23 protein-coding genes are annotated in these 20,026 nt (G+C 39.7%); 18 read left to right on the top strand and 5 right to left on the bottom strand.

Annotated elements, in window-relative coordinates; translation table 11 throughout:
• Positions 1-14: 14 nt before the first annotated feature.
• From ABVZ64_RS10345 to ABVZ64_RS10390, 10 genes are read left to right on the top strand one after another with little or no spacing between them, the layout of a single operon-like run.
• A complete protein-coding gene (locus ABVZ64_RS10345) occupies positions 15-1,487 on the top strand; it encodes a hypothetical protein (protein WP_352400934.1) in 1,473 nt (490 codons plus the stop codon).
• 17 nt (positions 1,488-1,504) lie between these two features.
• The gene (locus tag ABVZ64_RS10350; RefSeq protein ID WP_352401233.1) at positions 1,505-2,191 is read left to right on the top strand and encodes a distal tail protein Dit; all 687 of its coding nucleotides are present in this window, start codon (positions 1,505-1,507) and stop codon (positions 2,189-2,191) included.
• 12 nt (positions 2,192-2,203) lie between these two features.
• Positions 2,204-3,148: a BppU family phage baseplate upper protein gene (locus ABVZ64_RS10355; protein ID WP_352400935.1), complete on the top strand. Its 945-nt coding sequence runs from the start codon at positions 2,204-2,206 to the stop codon at positions 3,146-3,148.
• A 12-nt stretch (positions 3,149-3,160) separates the two neighbouring features.
• Entirely contained in the window at positions 3,161-3,421 is a 261-nt protein-coding gene (locus ABVZ64_RS10360) for a hypothetical protein (RefSeq protein ID WP_352400936.1), read from the top strand.
• Between the two features lie 6 nt (positions 3,422-3,427).
• Positions 3,428-3,568 (top strand): hypothetical protein, encoded by a 141-nt coding sequence (locus ABVZ64_RS10365; RefSeq protein WP_352400937.1) that lies wholly within the window; start codon positions 3,428-3,430, stop codon positions 3,566-3,568.
• 4 nt (positions 3,569-3,572) lie between these two features.
• Positions 3,573-4,829, top strand: coding sequence for a phage tail spike protein (locus ABVZ64_RS10370; protein ID WP_352400938.1), 1,257 nt, complete (start codon positions 3,573-3,575; stop codon positions 4,827-4,829).
• A gap of 11 nt (positions 4,830-4,840) precedes the next feature.
• A complete protein-coding gene (locus ABVZ64_RS10375) occupies positions 4,841-5,140 on the top strand; it encodes a hypothetical protein (protein ID WP_352400939.1) in 300 nt (99 codons plus the stop codon).
• A complete protein-coding gene (locus ABVZ64_RS10380) occupies positions 5,137-5,436 on the top strand; it encodes a hypothetical protein (RefSeq protein WP_352400940.1) in 300 nt (99 codons plus the stop codon). Before ABVZ64_RS10375 ends, ABVZ64_RS10380 begins: the two co-directional genes overlap by 4 nt.
• Positions 5,423-5,629 carry a hypothetical protein gene (locus tag ABVZ64_RS10385; RefSeq protein ID WP_352400941.1) on the top strand — a complete coding sequence of 69 codons (207 nt, stop codon included), beginning with the start codon at positions 5,423-5,425 and terminating at the stop codon, positions 5,627-5,629. Before ABVZ64_RS10380 ends, ABVZ64_RS10385 begins: the two co-directional genes overlap by 14 nt.
• Positions 5,626-6,255, top strand: coding sequence for an NlpC/P60 family protein (locus ABVZ64_RS10390; protein WP_352400942.1), 630 nt, complete (start codon positions 5,626-5,628; stop codon positions 6,253-6,255). The genes ABVZ64_RS10385 and ABVZ64_RS10390 overlap by 4 nt, the downstream gene beginning before the upstream one ends.
• A 175-nt stretch (positions 6,256-6,430) precedes the next feature.
• On the opposite strand, the gene ABVZ64_RS10395 is transcribed toward ABVZ64_RS10390, so the two are convergent.
• Both ABVZ64_RS10395 and ABVZ64_RS10400 read right to left on the bottom strand, forming a co-directional pair.
• Positions 6,431-6,793 (bottom strand): VOC family protein, encoded by a 363-nt coding sequence (locus ABVZ64_RS10395; protein ID WP_352400943.1) that lies wholly within the window; start codon positions 6,791-6,793, stop codon positions 6,431-6,433.
• A 29-nt stretch (positions 6,794-6,822) separates the two neighbouring features.
• Positions 6,823-8,352, bottom strand: coding sequence for a hypothetical protein (locus ABVZ64_RS10400; protein WP_352400944.1), 1,530 nt, complete (start codon positions 8,350-8,352; stop codon positions 6,823-6,825).
• Positions 8,353-8,734: 382 nt separating this feature from the next.
• Here ABVZ64_RS10400 and ABVZ64_RS10405 point away from each other — a divergent pair, with 382 nt between their 5' ends.
• The 4 genes from ABVZ64_RS10405 to ABVZ64_RS10420 all read left to right on the top strand — a co-directional run bounded on the left by ABVZ64_RS10405 (position 8,735) and on the right by ABVZ64_RS10420 (position 11,969).
• Entirely contained in the window at positions 8,735-8,953 is a 219-nt protein-coding gene (locus tag ABVZ64_RS10405) for a hypothetical protein (protein ID WP_352400945.1), read from the top strand.
• Positions 8,954-9,185: 232 nt separating this feature from the next.
• Positions 9,186-9,719, top strand: a complete 534-nt coding sequence (gene rbr / locus ABVZ64_RS10410) for a rubrerythrin (RefSeq protein WP_352400946.1) — start codon at positions 9,186-9,188, stop codon at positions 9,717-9,719.
• A gap of 323 nt (positions 9,720-10,042) precedes the next feature.
• Positions 10,043-10,741 carry a DNA/RNA nuclease SfsA gene (gene sfsA, locus ABVZ64_RS10415; RefSeq protein ID WP_352400947.1) on the top strand — a complete coding sequence of 233 codons (699 nt, stop codon included), beginning with the start codon at positions 10,043-10,045 and terminating at the stop codon, positions 10,739-10,741.
• A 64-nt stretch (positions 10,742-10,805) separates the two neighbouring features.
• On the top strand, positions 10,806-11,969 hold the full coding sequence (locus tag ABVZ64_RS10420; RefSeq protein WP_352400948.1) for a D-alanyl-D-alanine carboxypeptidase family protein: 1,164 nt from the start codon (positions 10,806-10,808) through the stop codon (positions 11,967-11,969).
• 134 nt (positions 11,970-12,103) lie between these two features.
• Here ABVZ64_RS10420 and ABVZ64_RS10425 read toward each other — a convergent pair whose 3' ends face one another.
• Positions 12,104-13,240, bottom strand: coding sequence for a GGDEF domain-containing protein (locus ABVZ64_RS10425; RefSeq protein ID WP_352400949.1), 1,137 nt, complete (start codon positions 13,238-13,240; stop codon positions 12,104-12,106).
• A 279-nt stretch (positions 13,241-13,519) separates the two neighbouring features.
• On the opposite strand from ABVZ64_RS10425, the gene ABVZ64_RS10430 reads away from it, so the two are divergent.
• On the top strand, positions 13,520-14,101 hold the full coding sequence (locus ABVZ64_RS10430; protein WP_352400950.1) for a LysE family transporter: 582 nt from the start codon (positions 13,520-13,522) through the stop codon (positions 14,099-14,101).
• A gap of 488 nt (positions 14,102-14,589) precedes the next feature.
• On the opposite strand, the gene ABVZ64_RS10435 is transcribed toward ABVZ64_RS10430, so the two are convergent.
• Positions 14,590-14,814: an alpha/beta-type small acid-soluble spore protein gene (locus tag ABVZ64_RS10435; RefSeq protein WP_313525318.1), complete on the bottom strand. Its 225-nt coding sequence runs from the start codon at positions 14,812-14,814 to the stop codon at positions 14,590-14,592.
• A 142-nt stretch (positions 14,815-14,956) separates the two neighbouring features.
• Entirely contained in the window at positions 14,957-15,628 is a 672-nt protein-coding gene (locus ABVZ64_RS10440) for a Crp/Fnr family transcriptional regulator (protein WP_352400951.1), read from the bottom strand.
• Positions 15,629-15,744: 116 nt separating this feature from the next.
• Here ABVZ64_RS10440 and ABVZ64_RS10445 point away from each other — a divergent pair, with 116 nt between their 5' ends.
• From ABVZ64_RS10445 to ABVZ64_RS10455, 3 genes are all read left to right on the top strand, one after another.
• Positions 15,745-16,446, top strand: a complete 702-nt coding sequence (locus tag ABVZ64_RS10445) for a 4Fe-4S binding protein (protein WP_352400952.1) — start codon at positions 15,745-15,747, stop codon at positions 16,444-16,446.
• A 499-nt stretch (positions 16,447-16,945) separates the two neighbouring features.
• Positions 16,946-18,133: a cation:proton antiporter gene (locus ABVZ64_RS10450; protein WP_352400953.1), complete on the top strand. Its 1,188-nt coding sequence runs from the start codon at positions 16,946-16,948 to the stop codon at positions 18,131-18,133.
• Between the two features lie 525 nt (positions 18,134-18,658).
• Positions 18,659-19,849: a cation:proton antiporter gene (locus tag ABVZ64_RS10455; protein WP_352400954.1), complete on the top strand. Its 1,191-nt coding sequence runs from the start codon at positions 18,659-18,661 to the stop codon at positions 19,847-19,849.
• Positions 19,850-20,026 lie beyond the last annotated feature (177 nt).

Genomic DNA, 20,026 nt, shown 5'->3' on the forward strand with positions numbered 1-20,026 from the left:
AAAGGGGAGAAAAAATGGCATACAATTACGACGGATATTTAACATTTGGAACAAAGATTGACGAAAGTGGCTTCGAAAAAGGGATTGCCGACATGAAAAACTTGGCCGAGCTTAGTGCAAAAGCCATTTCCTCGGGAATATTGGGCTCGGGGGGGAGCCTCTATCAATTTACTGAAACCGTTGCCAAGGGATTGGAAAAGATTACAACCCAGGCACTAAGGCTTGGGGAGGGGGTAAAAAATGGTGCAGATAACAGCTTTCAGCAGGCAGAGCGAACCATGAGCCAGCTGGAAAAGGCGATCGTTTCCCTTTCTGAAGCGTCCCTTTTGAAAGCAAAGGGAAGGGCTGGTTCATATAGGGAACTGGGTTCCCTTTATCTGAAATACATGAAGCAGGGTATGGAGGAAGGAACAACGACGGCAATTACCAGTATGGAGTGGCAGGTTGATGCTAGTGTGGATTCCTTTGCCCTTGCAAATAAAAAGGCCGCTCCCCAATATCGTAAGGCAGCCAAGGAATTAATGGCGGTTTATAAGGATGCCTTAAAAAACGGTACTGATGAGGCATATCAACTGGTAGCAATAAGAATTGAGAATATTACAGATCAGGCCCAAAAGCAGTATGATGCCATTATAAAGGAAAAAGAACGTATGGAGAAAAAGCTGGCAGACTTTGGTGAGTTGTTTTCCAGAAACGAGGATGGCCAGGTTGAACTTGAAAAAGTGGATCAACAAATCAAAGGGCTTGAAAAGTATATTGAGACTTTGGAAAAGCTTCGGGAAAAAGGGATTTCTGGGGGATTATTTGATGAAATTTTAGGAATGGATGTGCAGGATGCCACAGATTTTGGTGAGGAGTTACTTGCCAAAAGTGATACATTTTTCAAAAAGTATTCGGAAACCTGGGAAGAAAAGCAAGAGCTAATTCAAGAGATTGCTTCAAGTTTTTATCAGGAAGAATTGGCGACCTTAGATAGTGAATTTACCTCAGAGATGGAAAAGGCCTTAGAGGAAATTCCCACCATCTGCCAGGGAGTAGGGGTGGATGCCATGGATGGGGTAATCAATGGCATGGAAAGCAGGAGAAGTGATGCCGTTGTCACTGCCAAAAGTATTGCTGATGCAATCATTGCAGAATTAAAGCGTGCCACAGAAACGGCCAGTCCATCCAAAAGAGCGGCGAGAGAGGTGGGAGCACCAATTACCCAAGGGGTGGTTAAGGGTATGAAGGATGCCTACGACCCAATGGAGATGGAGCGGTATGCCGAGCGAATGATGGTTGATGTGGGGCAAGCACAGAATAGGGCTGCCCAAGGGGTTTTGCACAAAAACACTTCAAACATTTGGAATAGCTCGGTATACAACGGCGGTGATTTTATTCTGAAAATTGAAAAGATGATAAACGATGGGAAAGGTTCTGTTTCTGGCTTACTGCAGGAGGCTGAATTTTACCGCAGGCAAAAAGTATCGGCCATGGGAGGTGCATAATTCTGGAGGCTTATTTTATTTTTAAAGGAAAAAACAGCAAAGATTATGGCATTCTCATTTCGGCTATGCCGGATATGGTGAAGCCAAAACGCCGTGGGGATGAAGTAACCATCCCTGGGCGAAACGGGGTGCTGACCACTGACGAGGGATGCTATGAGGGATACACCCTTTCTGTGGAGTGTGGCAAACGAGGAACGGAACAGCTGGGGGATATTGTGACTTGGCTGGACGGTAGCGGAGATTTGATTCTTTCCACTGAACCAGATAAGCTATATCGGGCAAGAATAAGCAACGCAATAGCCATTTCCGATGTGATTTATCTTTATAATTCCTTTTTGGTGCAGTTTCAGGTGTTCCCCTTCAAATATTCCGTCAATGCAATCCGTTCCCACGCCGATGACCTAACCCTAACCGCCCCTACTTCCATCAAAAACAAAGGGACTGTCTATGCACAGCCTACCATAACCGTTTACGGCTCAGGTAACATTACCCTAACTATAAATGATAGGAGTTTTGTACTTTTGAGCATTGACAAATCAATCACCATCGACAGCGAAAGGATGGAGGTTTACAAGGGGGCAGTCAACGCAAACAATAAGTATGCCGCTATGGATTTTCCTCGGTTTGAGGTGGGAATGAATACGATTCGTTGGATGGGGAGGGTGGAAAAAGTGGAAATAGTCCCTAATTGGCGATTTTTATAAAGGAGGTGTAACATGGCACAGGTGTTTAACAAAATTTATGTTGATGTGCGGACAAAGAATAACGACATCATTACGGCGGTGCAGAATGACAGTAATAGCCGTTTTCTGGATGTATCCTTATTGGACAACGGTTTGCCCATTAACCTAACAGGACACGAGGTACGTATTTACGGGAAAAAAGCCGATGGGAAAGAAATTTACAACAATGGCACAATCACTGAGGCAACAAATGGGCGTTGTCAGTTTGAATTGACAGACCAAGCCTTGGCCGTAGCCCAGGACTTAACGGTGCAGATTGTACTATATTATAATAACGTGCAGATATTGCAGAGTTTGCCTTTTACAATTCATGTGGTAGAAAGCCTTATTTCAAACGGTTCCATCCCTAGTAGCAATGAATACGGTGCCTTGGTGGTGCTGTATCAAAATTTGTATGAAGCCTATGATTTAATGACTACCATGACGCAGAATCAAGGTAATAAGGGTGAGATTTCAACTGAGAGGAATATCGAAACCTTTTGGCAGATGATAGAGTACATGGCGAAATATCTCGACACAGATATTGCTAATTTGCTGAGCACTGTATTATCAGAGGCAAATATACAGGGTGTTATTGATAGATTGGGTAATGCGGCTGATATAAGCGGAACAACTATTTTTGGGAAACTAAATAATGGAGTTGTAAAAAATATTCAGAGGGGAGTGGCGGCAACGCCACGAACCACAGATAAGGTTATAACAATCAACCTTTCTGCAGTTGATCCTACAAAGTGTTTGGTTATATTGGATAATAATATTGTTGGATACGGGATGAACGGCTCATCAGCTACTGACGTGCCGTTGTATGGTGCTACTATAATTAGTTTTACTACAACCGTTTTAAAGGTAAGTGGGAATTATGCCACTTATAATGACACATATGGAAGTATAGGTTGGCAAGTCATTGAGTTTTATTAAGGAGGGGAGAAAATGTTTTACTATGCACAGTTAGATGCAAACAATATTTGCGTCGGGATTTCTCAGCTTGCGGGGATAATTGATGCAGAAAATATGATTGCTATTGGTAGTATGGATGGGGATTTGATTGGTAAGCGATATTACAAAGGTGTTTGGGAGGATGTGTTACAGCCAGAACCCACACCATTACCCCTTTCTCCAACAGAACAGGCAATCTTGCAAACGGCAATCAATACAGAATACATGATGTCGCTGATGGAAGTGAAGGGGTGAGAATAAATGCTTTTTGATTTGATGAAAACAATGATTACCAGAGGTACATATGCCAAAGAGGATATGATGAAGAAGATGGACGTTTTTCTGTTAAACAATCGTATTACGGAGATAGAATACAATGATTTGGTAGCATTAATGGGGTGATTTGGTGGTTACCATACATGAAAAATACAGCACAGTATTTGACACTTTGGGCTTGGGGGCATTGCTCCCGAGCCTTTGTGTTGTAAAAGAAGAACTGAATGGAATGTATGAACTGGAGATGGAGCATCCCTATGATGCCGATGGCAAATGGAAGCGGATTGAAAAGGAAGGGATTATTTTGGCATCTACTCCTAGGGGGAGACAGCCTTTTCGCATTTATCATGTGAAGCCTGATATGGACGGCATTCGGGTAAACGCAAGGCATATCTTTTACGATTTGTTGAATAACCTCTGCATAAATGTAAACGTAACAGGTACAACCCAAACTGTTTTAAATGCCATCAAAGCAGGATTTGCATACAGCGTACCATTTGCATTTTCAACGGATATGCCAGGGACAGGAACAGCTAAGGCAAGTAAACAAAATCCCATAGCAGTGTTACTCAATACTGACGAAGATGCAACAAGCTTTATTAAGGCTTTTGGTGGGGAAATTTTACGGAATGGTTTTAATGTTTCTATGAAAACTTCTATCGGAATGGATAGAGGTGTTGCAATTCGGTACGGAAAGAACCTGATTGGACTAGAAATCAGCGAGGATATTTCGAGTGTAGCAACAAGAATATTACCCATTGGTAAAGATGGGCTACAAGGCGGTTATGTTGATAGCCAATATATAAACAACTATGTATATCCAAAAATATATGTGTTGGAAGATGGCCAGTTAACGACACAATCCGAACTGCAACAGGCGGCTTTAAACCTACTTAGCAGTGGCGTTGACTTGCCAAAGGTGAATATCAAGGCGGATTTTCAAGAACTCTCCAAGACAGAAGAATACAAAGATTATGCCATTTTGGAAGAAGTTCAGCTGGGGGATGTGGTGACGGTTTCCAATGTGAATATGGGCTTTCATAAAAAGGCGAAGGTAATTTCCTATGAGTGGGATTGCTTGCTGGAGAGATATAACAAAGTGGAATTAGGTGATTTTGTTGCCGATTTGACTACTTCCGTCACCAGTGGCGAAAAGAGTTTTGCAACGGCAGTTAGTGCATCTACTGAGGTAAAGCAAGTATTTGGCTTAATATCAGGCAAGAGCACAATAAACGGGAATGGGCTATATATTTGCGTGGATGGCACGGGTATTTCTGATGCAACCAAGCTATTTCATTTTGGGAACAATGGCCTGAGATACAGTAGCACAGGAGTAAACGGTACATACAAGACGATTATTAATGCAGAGGGGAACTTGGTGACGTAAGGGGTGAGAGGATGAATCAAGATGAAATTTCAGAAAAGCTGGTGGAGGTAGACCAACGAAGCAAGAGCAATAAGCACCGACTTGATTCTGTGGAGAAAAGACAAGGCAACCTTGAACAGCTGACCAACGCCTTCTCTGTCATGCAAAAAGAGCAGGAGTACATCAAGGAGGACGTTGGGGAGATTAAAGTAGATGTAAAGACCTTGGCGGAAAAGCCAGCTAAGAGGTGGGAGAGCATTGTGGAAAAAATAGTGACTGCTGTTGTTGGCGCTATCGTAGGGTACTTGCTTAGTGGGGGGAGGTTATCTTGAGAAGGAGAAAGAGAACATTCTCGAAAAAGGCGGTAAGATGGTTGGTTATCATTGCATTGTTTGATTTGCAGCTTTCTTACCTTCTTGCATTTATGGGGAGGGAACAGATTGCAGAAACCCTATCCATCACCGTGGTAACGGAGATTATTGCGGTCATGTTGGGATATTTTATAAAATCCTTTCAGGAAACAAAGGAGGAGGAAAATGTGCGCTTGATAGAGGAGCAAAGACGGGGAGAGGAAAATCAAGTCTTTATGGAAGTTACGAGAATGGGGGTAGAGGATGAAAACCAGTGAAGGGACAGGCGTGACAATTCAAAATCTTTTGACGGTGAAATCAGTGGTTACAATTTTGTTGACTGTGGTTTTTGCATACCTAGCAGTGGTGGGTAGAATTAGCGGGGAGCAGTTTTTGACCATTTTTAGTGTGGTGATTGCTTTTTATTTTGGTACCCAGTATGAGAAGGGGAAAGGCGGTGGTGAGGAATGACAGGACTGGAATTGGTGGCTTTTGCACGTTCTAAGCTAGGGACACCCTATGTTTATGGCATGAAGGGCAAAGTAATGACACAGGCTAATTTCAATTATCTGCAAGGTCTGTATGGAGCTAGGCTGGTATGGAACAGCGATGAAAAAAAAGTGGGAAGGGTTTGTGTGGATTGTTCGGGGTTGATTTCTTGGGCTACAGGTGTGGTTTTGGGTTCTGCTCAACTATTTGACAAAGCCATTAGAAAAGAGCCAATTGGCACCATTCGGGATGCACCTATTGGGGCTTTGGTTTGGATGCGTGGCCATGTTGGTATCTACACAGGAATAAGGGAGACGGTACCTTATTACATAGCGGCAGATGGCTCGGCTTATGGCGTAAGAGAGATTCCGCTAAGTAAAAATAATTTTACTCATTGGCTTTTAATGGACTATATTGTGTATGAGGAGGCTGGGGAAATGGTGGAGAAGGGAAAAATTCTAGTTGATGGTCAGGAGTTTTCAGTAGATCTGATTTTTCAGGATGGCACAAATTATATCAAAGTGAGAGATTTAGGGCAAGCCCTTGGTTGCAAGGTGAGCAGTAAAGGTAAAATACCTGTAATTGAAACAAGGCAGCCTAAAAATTAGCTATTCTTCATAGAAAAAAAGATAAAGATTTATAGTTTTTAAGGGAAGTCGGTTGGTATTTTCTTCTTACCATAGGGGGATTTTCTTTTCAGGTATCTTATGAAAAAATGTTTATTGGAAAACAAAAAGGAAAAGCTTAAAAATGTAAAAGGGTGGCAAGAGGCCACCCCTTTTTTTAGTTTGGAATTATTTCAATCCAGTAATTATCAGGATCACTGATGAAATAAATGCCCATTTCTGGGTTTTCAAAGCAGATACAACCCATTTCTTTATGTTTTTCGTGAGCCGCATCAAAATCTTCGGCTTCAAAGGCAAGGTGGAACTCATTTTCGCCAAGGCTATAAGGTTCGCAGCGATCCTTTAGCCATGTTAATTCTAAATTAAAATCCGTTACTCCATCTCCTAAGTAAACCAATTTCCAACTTCCATCGGGGGATTCTAATCTACGCACTTCTTTTAGGCCAAGGGCATCTTCGTAGAACTTCATGCTTTTTTCCAAATTTAAGACATTAAAATTATAGTGGTTAAATGTGAACATAAGCTGCCTCCTTTTTCTTCTGTGTTAAATTAGTGATGGTGATCGTGATCATGACCGCAGGTGCAGTCACCATGATGATGGTGATCATGGCCGCAGTTGCAACCATCATGATGATGGTGCTCGTCCTCTGTGTTTGCTATGGATTGGTATCCATTATCGGCAAAAACCATACCAATCTTATCAACGATTAAAACCTTTTGCTCATCTGTGGCTGCATGATCAATGGCTTCCATCAAGCGATCCATAACGTCTTGAACTGTGCAAACTGGGGGCAGAGCACCCATCAGGGTTTGCATTGCAATTTTCCTTGTTTGTACAGGCAAGGTATCAAAGCTATTACGTGTTTTTGAGATGAAGTCATCAAATAAGTTATTTTTTTGCTCCTGGGTTGCAGGAGGTAAATCCTGCTGCAAGTCAAAGCGGAACAATTCATCGTTCAAGCTTCCAAAGAAGCACTCACGAATAAATTCTTCGGTCATAAGAACTTTCTTGGTATCTTGGCTGAAGGCTTCAAAAGAACCAATGGTTTGCAAAAGTTCATATTCCTGACGGCCAATTTCATTTGCCTTATCAATCACAGGTTCCACTGCTTGCTCAAGCTGTTGGGTTAAAGTGTCTAGGTAAGCTGCTTTTTCTGTTAAATTCCATTCGCCACCAACAAAATCGCATACAGCATGATATAAATCCCCATGGGAAACATCTTTTTGCGTTAAGTCGGTGAAAGTATAGGTGAGATAAAGCATAAGAATCAAAGAATTGATGTCATGTAATATGCAGGAAAAATATTCTTCTATTTCTTCTAGACTTTCGAATATTTCATTCATTTCTTCATAAGCTTCGTTAAGGGTCTCATCCGTTAATTTATGGGGCAAAAGCATACGTTTTGTTCCCAAAGCCTCGGCGATTTCCCCAAAGTACTTACCATAAAGAGGATTTGTTTCAGGGCAGCAGAAGCCTTCAAAGGCCTGCAATGATCTTGCAATGAAATCATTGCTTTCCCCAGCAAAGGAAACATTTAAGCACTGTTTCACCTCAGCATAAAATTTATCCCTGGCAACCCAAAGGGGTACACACTTTAAGAGTTGACCCATATAGCTTTTCTGGTCCAACATGGTTTCTGCGCTTTCCAAAAAAGCATGGCAATCGGCGAAGAATAAAGACCACTCTACTTGCTTTTGGCCCACATGATCCTCCGCATATTTTCTCAATGCAATCTGGTCACTGATTAATGTGGAAATCATGTTCCACTGGGAAAAATAGCTATATACGGTTTCATATATAGATAAAAGGCGTTTTTTAAGCTGGACACATTCTTCTAAAGCCTGAATACGCCCTTGGGCATCACCCTCTAACAAATCTTCTAGCTTCAGTAGATAGCCACGGATTTCTTTTCTGATTTCGGCAATATCTGGGGGGATTTCAAAGGGAATTGCAGTAACGCCTTTTTCCTCTTCCTCCATTGCGCTCATGAGAAGCAGCAACAAGCTGCCAACGGCTTGTTGATAGATATAATCTGCCGAAAGGTTTTTAATTTGTTCCTCTGTTGCACGAATAGCCAAAAGAAGATCTCCTTTCTGAATTCAAAATCTCCAAAATAAGTTTCCCATCTATTATAAAAGATTATTAGAAAAAGTACAATGAAACTTTTCGTTAAGAAAAATAAAAAGTGTTACATTTTGTTGCAAAAAATATTATTTTCAATTATTTTTAGCAGCTAAAATTGCATTAAGACAAATAACTTTGAGGCCACGGTAAAAAAATGGTTGGACAATTGTTGTTTTTTTTTATTTACAAAGGCTTGTCTCTTTTTTTAGAATAAAATATGATATAATATAAAAGTTATCTAAATAGTTGATTGAAATTGTGTAGGGCTGAAAAAGGTCAAAAAAATCAAAAGCGGAAGTCTATGCCTTATGAAATCATGGAAGGGTGAGGTAGATTATGAGTTTCATGTTTGTATTTAGCATTTTTATGTTAATTTGTATTTTCGGGAGTTTTATTTTGGCAGGTGTAACGATTTGGGCTTTGGCCACCAAAAAAGATGTTTTGCCACGATGGGGGAAGGTTGTCCTTTGGTTAATGCTGGCATTGTCTGCTTTGATAATTGGTATTGGTGGTATTGGTGTGGCCTTGTTTATGAGCAACTTTGTGATTTGGTAAAGGCTTCCTGGGCAGAAAAAAATCTTGGGACGGGTATGTTCAAAAAGAGGTTTGGGAAAAGATTTACAATTTGTTATGTGAACAGTATTGTCAATGGATGCTTTTGCTTTTTCTGATGAAGGTAGTAGCCAACTTTACAAAAGTATTTTTAATACAATTCTTCCATCTTAGGTATTATTTTCTTGGTTTCGGGAAAACTGAGAGAGAAATATTACTAAGGAGGGGTTTATACATGGAGTTAAAAGGTAGCAAAACAGAGCAAAACTTGATTTCTGCTTTTGAAGGAGAATCAATGGCAACTAACCGTTATAAGTTTTATGCGGAAAAGGCCCATGAAGAGGGTTATGAACAGATTAAAGGTATTTTCTACGAAACTTCAGAAAATGAAGTACAGCATGCCAAGAGAATTTTGAATTTTCTAAATGGCGTGGGTACCACTGAGGAAAACCTAAAAGCAGGTGCTTATGGCGAACACGAAGAATGGTCAGATATTTATAAATCCATGGAAGCAACAGCAAGGGAAGAAGGATTTACCGAGATTGCTGCTTTCTTTAAAAATGTGGCATCTGTAGAAAAAGAACACGAAGAACGCTATCAAACCTTGCTTAAATTATTGCAGGACAAAAAGGTGTTTGAGGGAGATGAAACCACCGTTTGGATTTGTAAAAACTGCGGTTACGTTTCTGTTGGAAAAGAACCCCCTAAAAAATGCCCTGTTTGCTTGTATCCTCAGGCTTACTTTGAAAGAAAGGCTGAAAACTATTAAGCATCACAAAGAAAAAGGATATCTTTCTGACGATGGTTGAAAAAGCCAACTGTTATAGAATCGCCCGACTTTGCAGAGATTTGCCATGGCTATCTTTGTAATACGGGCTTTTCTTATTTATTAGGATGAGTCAGTTGTGAATAAACCGTATTATGAAAGATGAAGAAAAGTTCATACCCCAGAAAAATATGATGGGTGTAAAATGAATTACATAAGGGCTTGACGATTTTAAAAGGAAAGATGCAGGGACAGTTTTCCTTTGTTTTTGTTATTACAACGGGTGGGTAATTGAAAAAAAGGAAGTAGTTTGTGAGGTTGAAAAAATGGAATACGAAGATATGAAGGAAGCTATATTTTTACGTCGGACAAATCGCTTTTCTGCTTTTGTTTCCTTGGAGGGGGAAGAAATCCAGGTTCATGTGAAAAATACGGGACGCTGCAAAGAGCTGTTACAAGAAGGTGCGAAGGTTTTTTTGGAACCGGCCAAAAACCCTAAGCGAAAAACAAAATACTCCCTCATTTCTGTTTATAAAGGGGATGTTTTGGTCAATATGGACTCTCAGGCGCCAAATCAAGTCGTGGCAGAGGCTTTGGCAGAAGGCCGCATTTCGGAAATAGGTGATGTTACCTTTTTGCAACGAGAGGTGACCTTTGGTAATTCTCGCTTTGATCTGTATTTTGAAGGGGGCGGGCGCCGTGGGTTTATTGAGGTAAAGGGAGTAACCCTGGAGGAAAATGGAATTTGCCGATTTCCTGATGCTCCCACCACAAGGGGAACCAAGCACGTACTAGAGCTGATTCAAGCTGTTGAGGCTGGGTATGAAGCCTATGTTTTATTTGTGATCCAGATGGAAGGAACGAAGGCCTTTTGCCCCCATTGGGAAAGGGATGAGAAATTTGCAAAAGCACTGATGGAAGCGGAGGAAGCTGGGGTACACTTTTTGGCTTATGATTGCAAACTGGGGGTTAAGTCGTTACATCTTTCCAAAAAAGTTTTCTCAACCATAGAAAGGATAAGATAGGGTATATCCATACCCCTGAGGACATAGACTATAAAAGAATATAGTTTTTTGGGGAGGAACGTGCATGAAAAAGAGGATATTGGCGGCAGTGACAGCGTTTTTCTGTTTTCTGGCGCCCTTTTCTGTTTGCGGGGAAGAAGGCGATAGTAGCGGGTTGCAACTGCAGTCAAAAAGCGCTGTTTTGATGGATGAGGCTACGGGTACAGTGATCTTTGAAAAGAATAGCCATGAGGCAATGCCCCTTGCCAGTGTAACCAAAGTTATGACCTTATTGCTTATTTATGAGGCACAGGCAGATGGGAAGTTTGCTTGGACTGATTCCGTTCAGGTGAGCGATCATGCGGCAAGCATGGGAGGGTCTCAGGTATTTTTGGAGCCAGGGGAAACCCAGACAGTAGCAGATATGACAAAGTGTATCGCCATTGCATCGGCAAATGACGCGGCGGTTTCCATGGCGGAGTTTGTTGCCGGCAGCGAAGAAGCATTTGTGGAAAAAATGAATGCAAGGGCGAAAGAGTTGGGCATGAACGATTCTAATTTTGTAAATGCTTGTGGGTTGGACGTGGATGGTCATGTTTCCAGTGCCTATGATATTGCAATCATGAGCAAAGAATTGATGAGCCGATTCCCGGAAATTAAAGAGTACACAACAACTTGGATGGACACCATTACCCACAAAACCAGAAAAGGTGAGACAGAGTTTGGCTTAACCAATACCAATAAACTGATTAAATGGTATGAGGGGGCAACAGGGCTAAAAACGGGTTCAACGGGCAAGGCATTATATTGCCTATCCGGCACGGCGGAGCGTAATGGGTTAGGTTTAATTGGCGTTGTTATGGCCGCTCCCGATTTTAAAATTCGTTTCCAGGAGGTTATGAAATTATTAGACTATGGTTTTGCAAACTACACCGTAGAAAAGGGATACCCTGTTGGTCAAGATATGGGTGTGATTCCCGTGGAAAAAGGTATGAAAGAAGGCGTTAATGCCGTTGTAAAAGAGGAGATTTCAGTTTTAATGGGCAAGGGCAGTAATGGACAGTGGGAAACACAAACACAAATCCTTCCTTCTGTTAAGGCACCCATTGCTCAAGGGACAAAGGTGGGGGAAATGGTTTATACCCTAGATGGAAAAGAAGTTGGTAAGACAGATTTGGTGGCTGCCGAAGCTGTGGAAAAAGCAAGTATACATATGATGTTGCAAAGGATGATGAAACGCTGGTGTTAACCAAGAAAAAACCCCTCAAGTATTATTTTGTAATCTAACAAATTAGAATCAAAAAAACACACCCCGACATCGTAATTGGGGTGTTTTTTGATGGTAAACATATGATCAAAATATTCAATTCCCTTTGATGTAGGCTAACAAAGGGAATTTTTCTTTTCTTGCTTATCACAATACATTTTACGGTCTGCTGCCTGTACCAGGCCTTCCAGAGTTGTTGCATCGTCCTGGCCATAGATGGAATACCCTGCACTAAGAGAAAGATGGTAAGGGAGTGCTTTGGAAATATCAATCAAGGAAAGATCAATTTGTTTTAAATAGGATAAGACCTCTTGTTCTTCTTTGGAAAGAATGACGGCAAATTCATCCCCGCCATAACGGGAGAGAAAAGCCTTTGAATCTGAAAAGACTGCCTTTAGAACTTGAGCCACCATAATTAAGGCTTTATCCCCTTCCACATGGCCAAATTTATCATTGATTGTTTTAAAGTTATTAATGTCAAAAAAGATTAAAAATATATTGCCTTGACTTGAAAGTTTTGTATTTTGTGCTAAATGTAACTGAAATTGTCGCCGGTTATATAGCTTTGTAAGGGGGTCTAGAAAAAGTTCGTTTTTCATATTGCTTAGATAAAGCATTACAATGGAGATAACGACGGCAGGGACTGCAATTTGAAGCCTGGGAAAAACAACCTCTACGCATTTGCCAAAAAGAGGAATCATGGAATATATAAATAGATGGAGGCAAAGCTTTTGTTGTTCTAATATTGTTTCTGTATAATATCTTGTGAAAGCTAGAAGCCCGCTTGCAAAAATATAGCCATAAATAAAAATATCTTGCAGGTAAAAAAAGCTACCCGGGGAAAAGGCGTTTTGCACATCAACAACATAAATCCAATGGTTATAGGGGGAGCAAAAAGCAATCAAAATCCATACCAGTAAAGGTAAAGTATATGCCATTCGCACCGTAGGCTGACATTGCATTTCAGGCAGGGTTTCATTATGGGTAAAAATGAGCCAATAATACCCACTGGCAACAGTGGCAACTGCGTGGATAAATAACAAGGTATAATGACTCAATCTTGCCCCTTGTGAGGCTGTTGCTTTTATGAATAAAAGTGCGGTATCAGCTGTTAGGGCAATGATTGTAAAACATAGAACGGAATATAAAAATTTATGATTATTTTGTTTTGGTACTGCTGTTTTGCCATAAAAAAAAAGCAATAGAAACAAAATACTTGCTAAAAGATTCATTTCTGCAATTCCTGTGTTCATAGGTATCCCCCCAATGAGTACTTATTTAGCTTCTGCAATGAATGCAGAGCTTATTAGGATGGCGAATGAAGATTGCATTTTACGGAACAAGGGATAATGTAGTAAAAAGAAAAATTTAACCTTGACACCGTGTATTTCATTTAGTACAATATAAAGAATTTTAGAGTGAAAATCTATTTATCGGGAATAACATTAAAAATAGATTTTTATGTTGCAATTTTTGATGAGAGTTTGCATATTTAAGCCGTATACAAAAGATGAATTTTGGAGGTAGCCTTTGTGTTTCATTGGATGAATTTTTTGACCTATGCAGTAATTACTACAGCAACTCCTGGCCCCAATAATATTATGTCTATGTCTAATGCAGGACGAGTGGGCTTGAAAAAGTCTTACCCCTTCAACCTGGGAATTTGGGTTGGTTTTATGGCTGTTATGATTATATGTACTGTTTTAAGCAGTGTGTTACATGCAGTCATGCCTACTTTAAAAACGCCAATGCTCATTGCTGGGGCGGCGTATATGCTTTATTTAGCGTATAACACCTTTATAAGATCTGGGGATATACAGGAAAAGCAAGTGAAAAATGGATTTCTCTCGGGGTTGCTGTTGCAATTCATCAATCCCAAAATTTATATTTATGGGATGGTATCCATGGAGTCTTACATATTGCCTTATTTTCAAAACAATCCTGTAAAGCTATTTGCCTTTGCCATTTTGTTGGCCACCATTGGTTGCTTTTTCAATCTTTGTTGGGCTGCCTTTGGCTCTATTTTTCGAATCCTATTCTCTCGCTATGCTAGATTGACAAATACAATTATGTCATTCTTATTGGTTTATTGCGCTATTTCTTTATTTTTATAAAGAATTGAATTTGCCGGAGTTTTAATTTTTATAGAAGCGGTCAATTTCATGTACCATTGGTATATGGAATTGGCTGCTTTTTTTAAACTTTTTCTGAGGGAATGCAGGAAGTAAGGTTTTGGCTTTGGGCTTTGTCCATGAAGACCCACTGTCTTATGCTACTTTATTATATGCACAGGTAAAGGGGATGTGTTTGGGAAGGGGCGTAATTATGAAGCTTGGGAGATAGGGAGCTATTGGTAAAACATTTTATTTTAAAAAAAGTAAAAACAATTACATCCTGTTTGTTTGGTTTACAGAGTGATTTTTTTTCTGGGGTAAAAAGACTTTATGTAGTCCATTACGCCATCCGTGGGAAGCCTTTGCATAGAAAAAGAGCCTGAAGCATAACTGCTTCAGACTCTTTTCTGCCTCAAACAGGAGTCCTTAGAGGCAATGTCAAAGCTTATAGCCGAAGAAGGCTAGCTAGCTAAACTCGAGCGTATTGATTAGCCCTGAGTTTTGCCTGCCATTGCTTTTTCCTGAGCTTCGATCATTTTCTTAACCATATAGCCACCAACATAGCCGTTCTGAGCAGATGTTAAGTCGCCATTGTAGCCTTTCTTCAAAGGTACGCCGATTTCGTTAGCTACTTCATATTTGAACTGTTCCATAGCTGCTCTTGCTTCGGGTACGTTTACTTTATTACCTGTGCTGTTAGATGTTCCACTCATTTTAATTACCTCCTTGAAATAACTGTGTTTTTTGTGTTGCAATAATATTATTACACCATCGTTTATTATTATGTAGGAACATATTGGAACGAGTAGCGGTATATTTTAGCAACACTTTTTTTGAAACAAAAAACACCATTTTTTATTGACTAAAAGGCTCTTTTAAGTGGAACAGATTTTTCTCATAAGTTAAATAGTCTTCTTTTTGTAATTTGGATAGTTCTTGTGACATGGCACTGCGGTCAACGGCCAAATATTCGGCTAACTGTTGCCGATTAAATGGAATTTGAAAAGTTGGTGAGCCTGCCTTTACGGATTCTGCAGAAAGATAGGAGAGCAACTTTTCTCGTGTTGTCCTTTTTGTAATATGATCTATTTTTCCTGTTAAAATCAAATTTTTTTCTGCCAAAACAGAAAGCAAGTTTCTGATCAAACGGGTATGAAAAACACAAGCCGACGAGCAAGTATTTAAAATTCTTCTGATATCCAAAAACAAAACCGTTGTTGGTTCAACAGCCAAAACGCTAACAGTTAACTCTTGATTTTTGGCACAAGCGAAGGACTCGGCAAACATTTGTGCAGGTGTAACATCGCTAAGGATGGTTCGGTTGCCCCAGAAATCGTCTTTTACAATATGAACCCGCCCAGACACAACCAAACCCATAGCATCAACCAGTTCTCCTTGGTGAAGAATGAGTTCGTTTTTATCATATTTTTTTTCAACGGCAGCCAGACATCCTAACATAGACTGTATGTCTGTGGTTTCTATGCCTGAAAAAAGGGGAGATTTTTTTAAAATAGCAAAAGAAATCATAATAAAACTCCTTTTTTGTTGTAATTACAACGGAAATGTTAACCTTATTATAGTATTCTATACCCAGAAAGACAAGTAACTTAAAAAATAAATTCAAAATATCGGGGGTAAAGAAAATGATTAGAAGAATTATTGAAATAGATCAAGATAAATGTAACGGATGTGGGTTATGTGCATCAGCTTGCCATGAAGGCGCCATTGCCATGGTAGATGGAAAAGCGCAGCTGATTCGAGATGATTATTGCGACGGATTGGGCGATTGTTTGCCAACTTGTCCTACTGGAGCCATTCAATTTGTGGAGAGAGAAGCGTTACCCTATGATGAGGAAGCAGTTCAAAAAAATATGGCCGCTAAAGCGCATGCTTGCAGTTGCCCTGGAAGCCAATCTCGATCATTACAGCCAAAGGAGGCTCAGGCACAAGCAAGTGAACAGCCTGTAGCAGGGGTGGTGGCAAGCCAACTTCGCCAGTGGCCGGTGCAGATTCAGTTGGCACCTGTTCAGGCACCCTATTTTGACGGGGCGAACCTTTTGATTGCGGCGGACTGTGCTGCGTATGCATACGGTGATTTTCATAACAAATTTATCAAAAACAAGGTGACATTAATTGGTTGCCCTAAGCTGGACATGACTGATTATGCGCAGAAAATTCAGCAGATTATCATGCATAATGATATTAAGAGCGTAACGGTTGTCAGAATGCAGGTGCCTTGCTGTGGCGGCATAGAAATGGCGGTAAAGACAGCACTTCAAAATAGCGGAAAATTCTTGCCTTGGCAGGTTGTAACCATCTCCACTCAGGGCGAAATCATTGAATAACAAATTTAATTTGTTTGCATGATAATGAAGCAAGGGTTCTATGGTTGTATCATTAGATATTGCGATAACTTACGCCAACCCTTTTCAGTTTTCACGATATTCATCAAAAGCCCCATCTCTTTTTGCAAGGTTGCAAAGGGAGGGGTTTTTTTTATGTTGTAAAACAGAGTCTTTTTGTTTCATAAAAAATAGTTTTTGGTTTAAAAATGCGGATCACTACCTATCACTAATTTAATTAGAAAAGTTTTAGAAAGCAAAAATTACCTAAAATAAAAGGAATGGCAGAATAATGATAAAAAGGAAGGAAGTAATAAGATTGCTTATGATATAAACCCGTAAGAAAATAAAAGGAAAAAGCAAATAAAAATGGAAGACCTACATAAACTAAGGCCAATTTGACGATATTCTTTTCTATTTTGAATTTACCAGATGAATTGCCCATTTAAGGGGCCTTTTTCTTGGAAAGGGTGTTTTAGAAAAGGAAGGGAGAGAAAAATAGTTGGAATCATACGATTTTTTATTGGTTTTAGCCTTGATATTGTTATCCACTAAGATGTTTGGCTTGGCAACGGAAAAGGTACATTTACCTCAGGTTGTGGGTGCTTTGATCGCCGGAGTTATCCTTGGACCCAGTGGGTTTGGAATTCTAAGGGAAACGGAATTTTTATTAAAGACTTCGGAAATTGGTGTTATTCTCCTTTTGTTTATCGCCGGTTTGGAGACAGATTTAAACGAACTTAAAAAAACGGGTCTTATGTCCACCCTAATTGCCGTGTTTGGCGTATTGGTTCCCCTTATATTTTGCGGAGGATTATATTACTTTTTCTTTGCAGAAAGCTATACCTATGTAAACTTATTAAAAGCGACTTTTACAGGGGTCATTTTTTCTGCAACATCTGTTAGTATTACAGTAGAAACCTTAGGCGAAATGGGAAAAATCAAAACGAGGGTGGGTACCACTATAATTAGTGCAGCGATTATTGATGATATTATTGGCATTATTATGTTATCTGTTATCTCTGGGCTGGGCAAAGAGAACAGCGGTAGTCCACTTTCTGTATTGGCTAAAATTTTTGGATTCTTTGTTTTTGTTGCTGTTGCAGGCATCATTGTGCATTATCTGTTTAAAAAGTTAAATGTAAACCATGGCAAAAGTAAGCGTGCGGCTGTTTGGGCATTAGCATATTGCTTTTTGATGTCCTTTGGGGCAGAGGAATTTTTTGGCGTGGCGGATATTACGGGGGCATATTTTGCTGGGCTGATTCTTTGCAACATTGCTAAAACAAAGGCCTTTGTAGCGGAAAAAATAACCATAGCTTCGTACCTTATTTTTTCTCCCGTTTTCTTTGCAAGCATTGGCATTAAAACCAATATTACAGGCCTAAGCGCCCAAGCCCTTCTGTTTGCAGGAATTCTTTTTGTAGTTGCCATTGCCACAAAAATTCTGGGGTGCGGTGGTGCTGCAAAGGTGTGTAAAATGACGAATCGCCAAGCCCTCGGCATTGGAATTGGCATGGTATCCCGAGGGGAGGTGGCGTTGATGCTTGCTCAAAAGGGGATGATGTTAAAGCTAGTAGACGAAGGGATTTTTCCTGCTTTAGTCTTGGTTATCATTGCAACGGTTTTGATAACCCCAATTTTATTAAATTTAGCAATGAAAGATTATGTAGAATTGGATGGGGCATAAGAAACAATATGTTTGGTAAATGATATGAAAACGGTAAATTCAACGATTTGAAGTTACCGTTTTTTTGTGGAAAGCACTAAAATACGGAAATTACAATGTTTTTTATGCTGTGTACCAAACAGAACAGGGTGGGTTTGTTCTTGATTGAAGTAATAAAAGATGGGTTTTATTAAATAAAAACAAAAATGATTTGAGAAACATCATCTTAACGGTAATGTTTATACAATATGAACAATTAAAGAAAATATGGTTGGTTTTATCCTAAGGGAAACCTAGAGAAATTGAGATAAATTGTATGTAAAATAATACAGATAAAAAAACTGCTAAAAAAAATAAAAAAAATCTTAATTTTAAATACAAAAAAAGTAATTTATAACAAGTTTCACTTATTTGAAACTGACATTTTCTATATAGATATCTATGTTTTTTACTTGATAATTATAAAATCAAAGCATATAATTCTCTCCATCACCATTAAATTTGTTAAAAACTGTATATTAATTGTGGAAAAGAGATGGGAATATCATGGAATCTTACGAATTTTTGTTAGTGCTGGCTTTGATATTATTTTTCACCAAAATATGTGGGCTCATGACAGAGAAGGTAAATCTGCCCCAGGTTTTAGGTGCACTGGTTGCGGGTATGATCCTTGGCCCCAGTGGTTTTGGGCTTATTCAGGAAACTGACTTTTTGATGACAGCGTCAGAAATAGGCGTAATTATGTTAATGTTTAGTGCCGGCTTAGGGACGGACATTAGAGAATTAAAGACGGCAGGTGGCCCTGCTTGCTTGGTTGCGGCTATGGGTGTTATCTTCCCAATTATTTTCTGTGGGGGGTTATACTTTCTCTTTTTCGAAGATAGCTTTACATATATCAACTTCATAAAAGCAATTTTTGTTGGTGTTGTTTTTTCGGCAACCTCTGTGAGCATTACCGTAGAAACCTTAAGCGAAATGGGAAAAATCAAATCTAAGGTGGGTACGATTATTATCGGTGCAGCCATTATAGATGATGTTATCGGTATCATGGTGTTATCCATCATTTCGGGGTTAAGCGAAGGTGCTTGCGGTAATCCCTTTATGGTGTTGGTAAAAATAGCTGGATTTTTTGTATTTGTAGCAGTTGTGGGAATCATTGTAAATATGCTTTTTCGTAAATTGGATGATTACCATGGCAAAAGTAAGCGAGTTGCTGTTTGGGCTCTAGCCTATTGTTTCCTTATGTCTTATGTAGCAGAAAAATATTTTGGCATTGCGGATATCACAGGGGCATACTTTGCAGGGTTAACACTTTGCAACATTACAAAAACACGGGATTTTGTAGGAGAGAAGATTTCAATTGTTTCCTATCTTTTCTTTTCTCCTGTTTTTTTTGCCGGCATAGGTATTAACACCAACATCACTGGGTTAACCCCCCACTCCTTCTTATTCGCTTGGATACTATTTGGGGTAGCAGTACTGACAAAGGTTATAGGCTGTGGTGGTGGTGCAAAAATTTGTAAGATGTCTAATCAACAGGCTCTTGGCATAGGTATCGGTATGATCTCCCGTGGTGAAGTTGCGCTGATGGTTGCGCAAAAAGGATTGATGCTAAATATGGTGACCCCGGAAGTTTTCCCTGCATTGGTGCTTGCTGTTGTGGGAACGGTATTTATAACGCCGGTTCTTTTAAATAAGGTTATGAAAAATTATAATGATGAGAAACTTTTATGTTGACTTCAGTATTGAAACCCTTCATAAGCATTTGATAAGAATTAGAGTGGTATCCCCAAGCATTTGAGGATACTATTTTTTTGACAAACCCATGCCCCAACGGCGTGAGGAGATTTCATTTTTTACCTGGAAAAAAAGGCTGAAGTTTCTTCTTATTAGCAATTTTTGTTGCAAATTAAA

Origin of the sequence: Anaerotignum sp. (genome assembly GCF_040307045.1) — a bacterium.
Taxonomy (GTDB): Bacteria; Bacillota; Clostridia; order Lachnospirales; family Anaerotignaceae; genus Chakrabartyella.

What these genes read in the sequence shown, in the direction of transcription:
- ABVZ64_RS10345 (WP_352400934.1), top strand. Translation starts at nt 15, where the DNA reads ATGGCATACAATTACGACGGATATTTAACATTTGGAACAAAGATTGAC.
- ABVZ64_RS10355 (WP_352400935.1), top strand. Translation starts at nt 2,204, where the DNA reads ATGGCACAGGTGTTTAACAAAATTTATGTTGATGTGCGGACAAAGAAT.
- ABVZ64_RS10360 (WP_352400936.1), top strand. Translation starts at nt 3,161, where the DNA reads ATGTTTTACTATGCACAGTTAGATGCAAACAATATTTGCGTCGGGATT.
- ABVZ64_RS10365 (WP_352400937.1), top strand. Translation starts at nt 3,428, where the DNA reads ATGCTTTTTGATTTGATGAAAACAATGATTACCAGAGGTACATATGCC.
- ABVZ64_RS10375 (WP_352400939.1), top strand. Translation starts at nt 4,841, where the DNA reads ATGAATCAAGATGAAATTTCAGAAAAGCTGGTGGAGGTAGACCAACGA.
- ABVZ64_RS10385 (WP_352400941.1), top strand. Translation starts at nt 5,423, where the DNA reads ATGAAAACCAGTGAAGGGACAGGCGTGACAATTCAAAATCTTTTGACG.
- ABVZ64_RS10390 (WP_352400942.1), top strand. Translation starts at nt 5,626, where the DNA reads ATGACAGGACTGGAATTGGTGGCTTTTGCACGTTCTAAGCTAGGGACA.
- ABVZ64_RS10395 (WP_352400943.1), bottom strand. Translation starts at nt 6,793, where the DNA reads ATGTTCACATTTAACCACTATAATTTTAATGTCTTAAATTTGGAAAAA.
- ABVZ64_RS10405 (WP_352400945.1), top strand. Translation starts at nt 8,735, where the DNA reads ATGAGTTTCATGTTTGTATTTAGCATTTTTATGTTAATTTGTATTTTC.
- rbr (WP_352400946.1), top strand. Translation starts at nt 9,186, where the DNA reads ATGGAGTTAAAAGGTAGCAAAACAGAGCAAAACTTGATTTCTGCTTTT.
- sfsA (WP_352400947.1), top strand. Translation starts at nt 10,043, where the DNA reads ATGGAATACGAAGATATGAAGGAAGCTATATTTTTACGTCGGACAAAT.
- ABVZ64_RS10420 (WP_352400948.1), top strand. Translation starts at nt 10,806, where the DNA reads ATGAAAAAGAGGATATTGGCGGCAGTGACAGCGTTTTTCTGTTTTCTG.
- ABVZ64_RS10425 (WP_352400949.1), bottom strand. Translation starts at nt 13,240, where the DNA reads ATGAACACAGGAATTGCAGAAATGAATCTTTTAGCAAGTATTTTGTTT.
- ABVZ64_RS10435 (WP_313525318.1), bottom strand. Translation starts at nt 14,814, where the DNA reads ATGAGTGGAACATCTAACAGCACAGGTAATAAAGTAAACGTACCCGAA.
- ABVZ64_RS10440 (WP_352400951.1), bottom strand. Translation starts at nt 15,628, where the DNA reads ATGATTTCTTTTGCTATTTTAAAAAAATCTCCCCTTTTTTCAGGCATA.
- ABVZ64_RS10445 (WP_352400952.1), top strand. Translation starts at nt 15,745, where the DNA reads ATGATTAGAAGAATTATTGAAATAGATCAAGATAAATGTAACGGATGT.
- ABVZ64_RS10455 (WP_352400954.1), top strand. Translation starts at nt 18,659, where the DNA reads ATGGAATCTTACGAATTTTTGTTAGTGCTGGCTTTGATATTATTTTTC.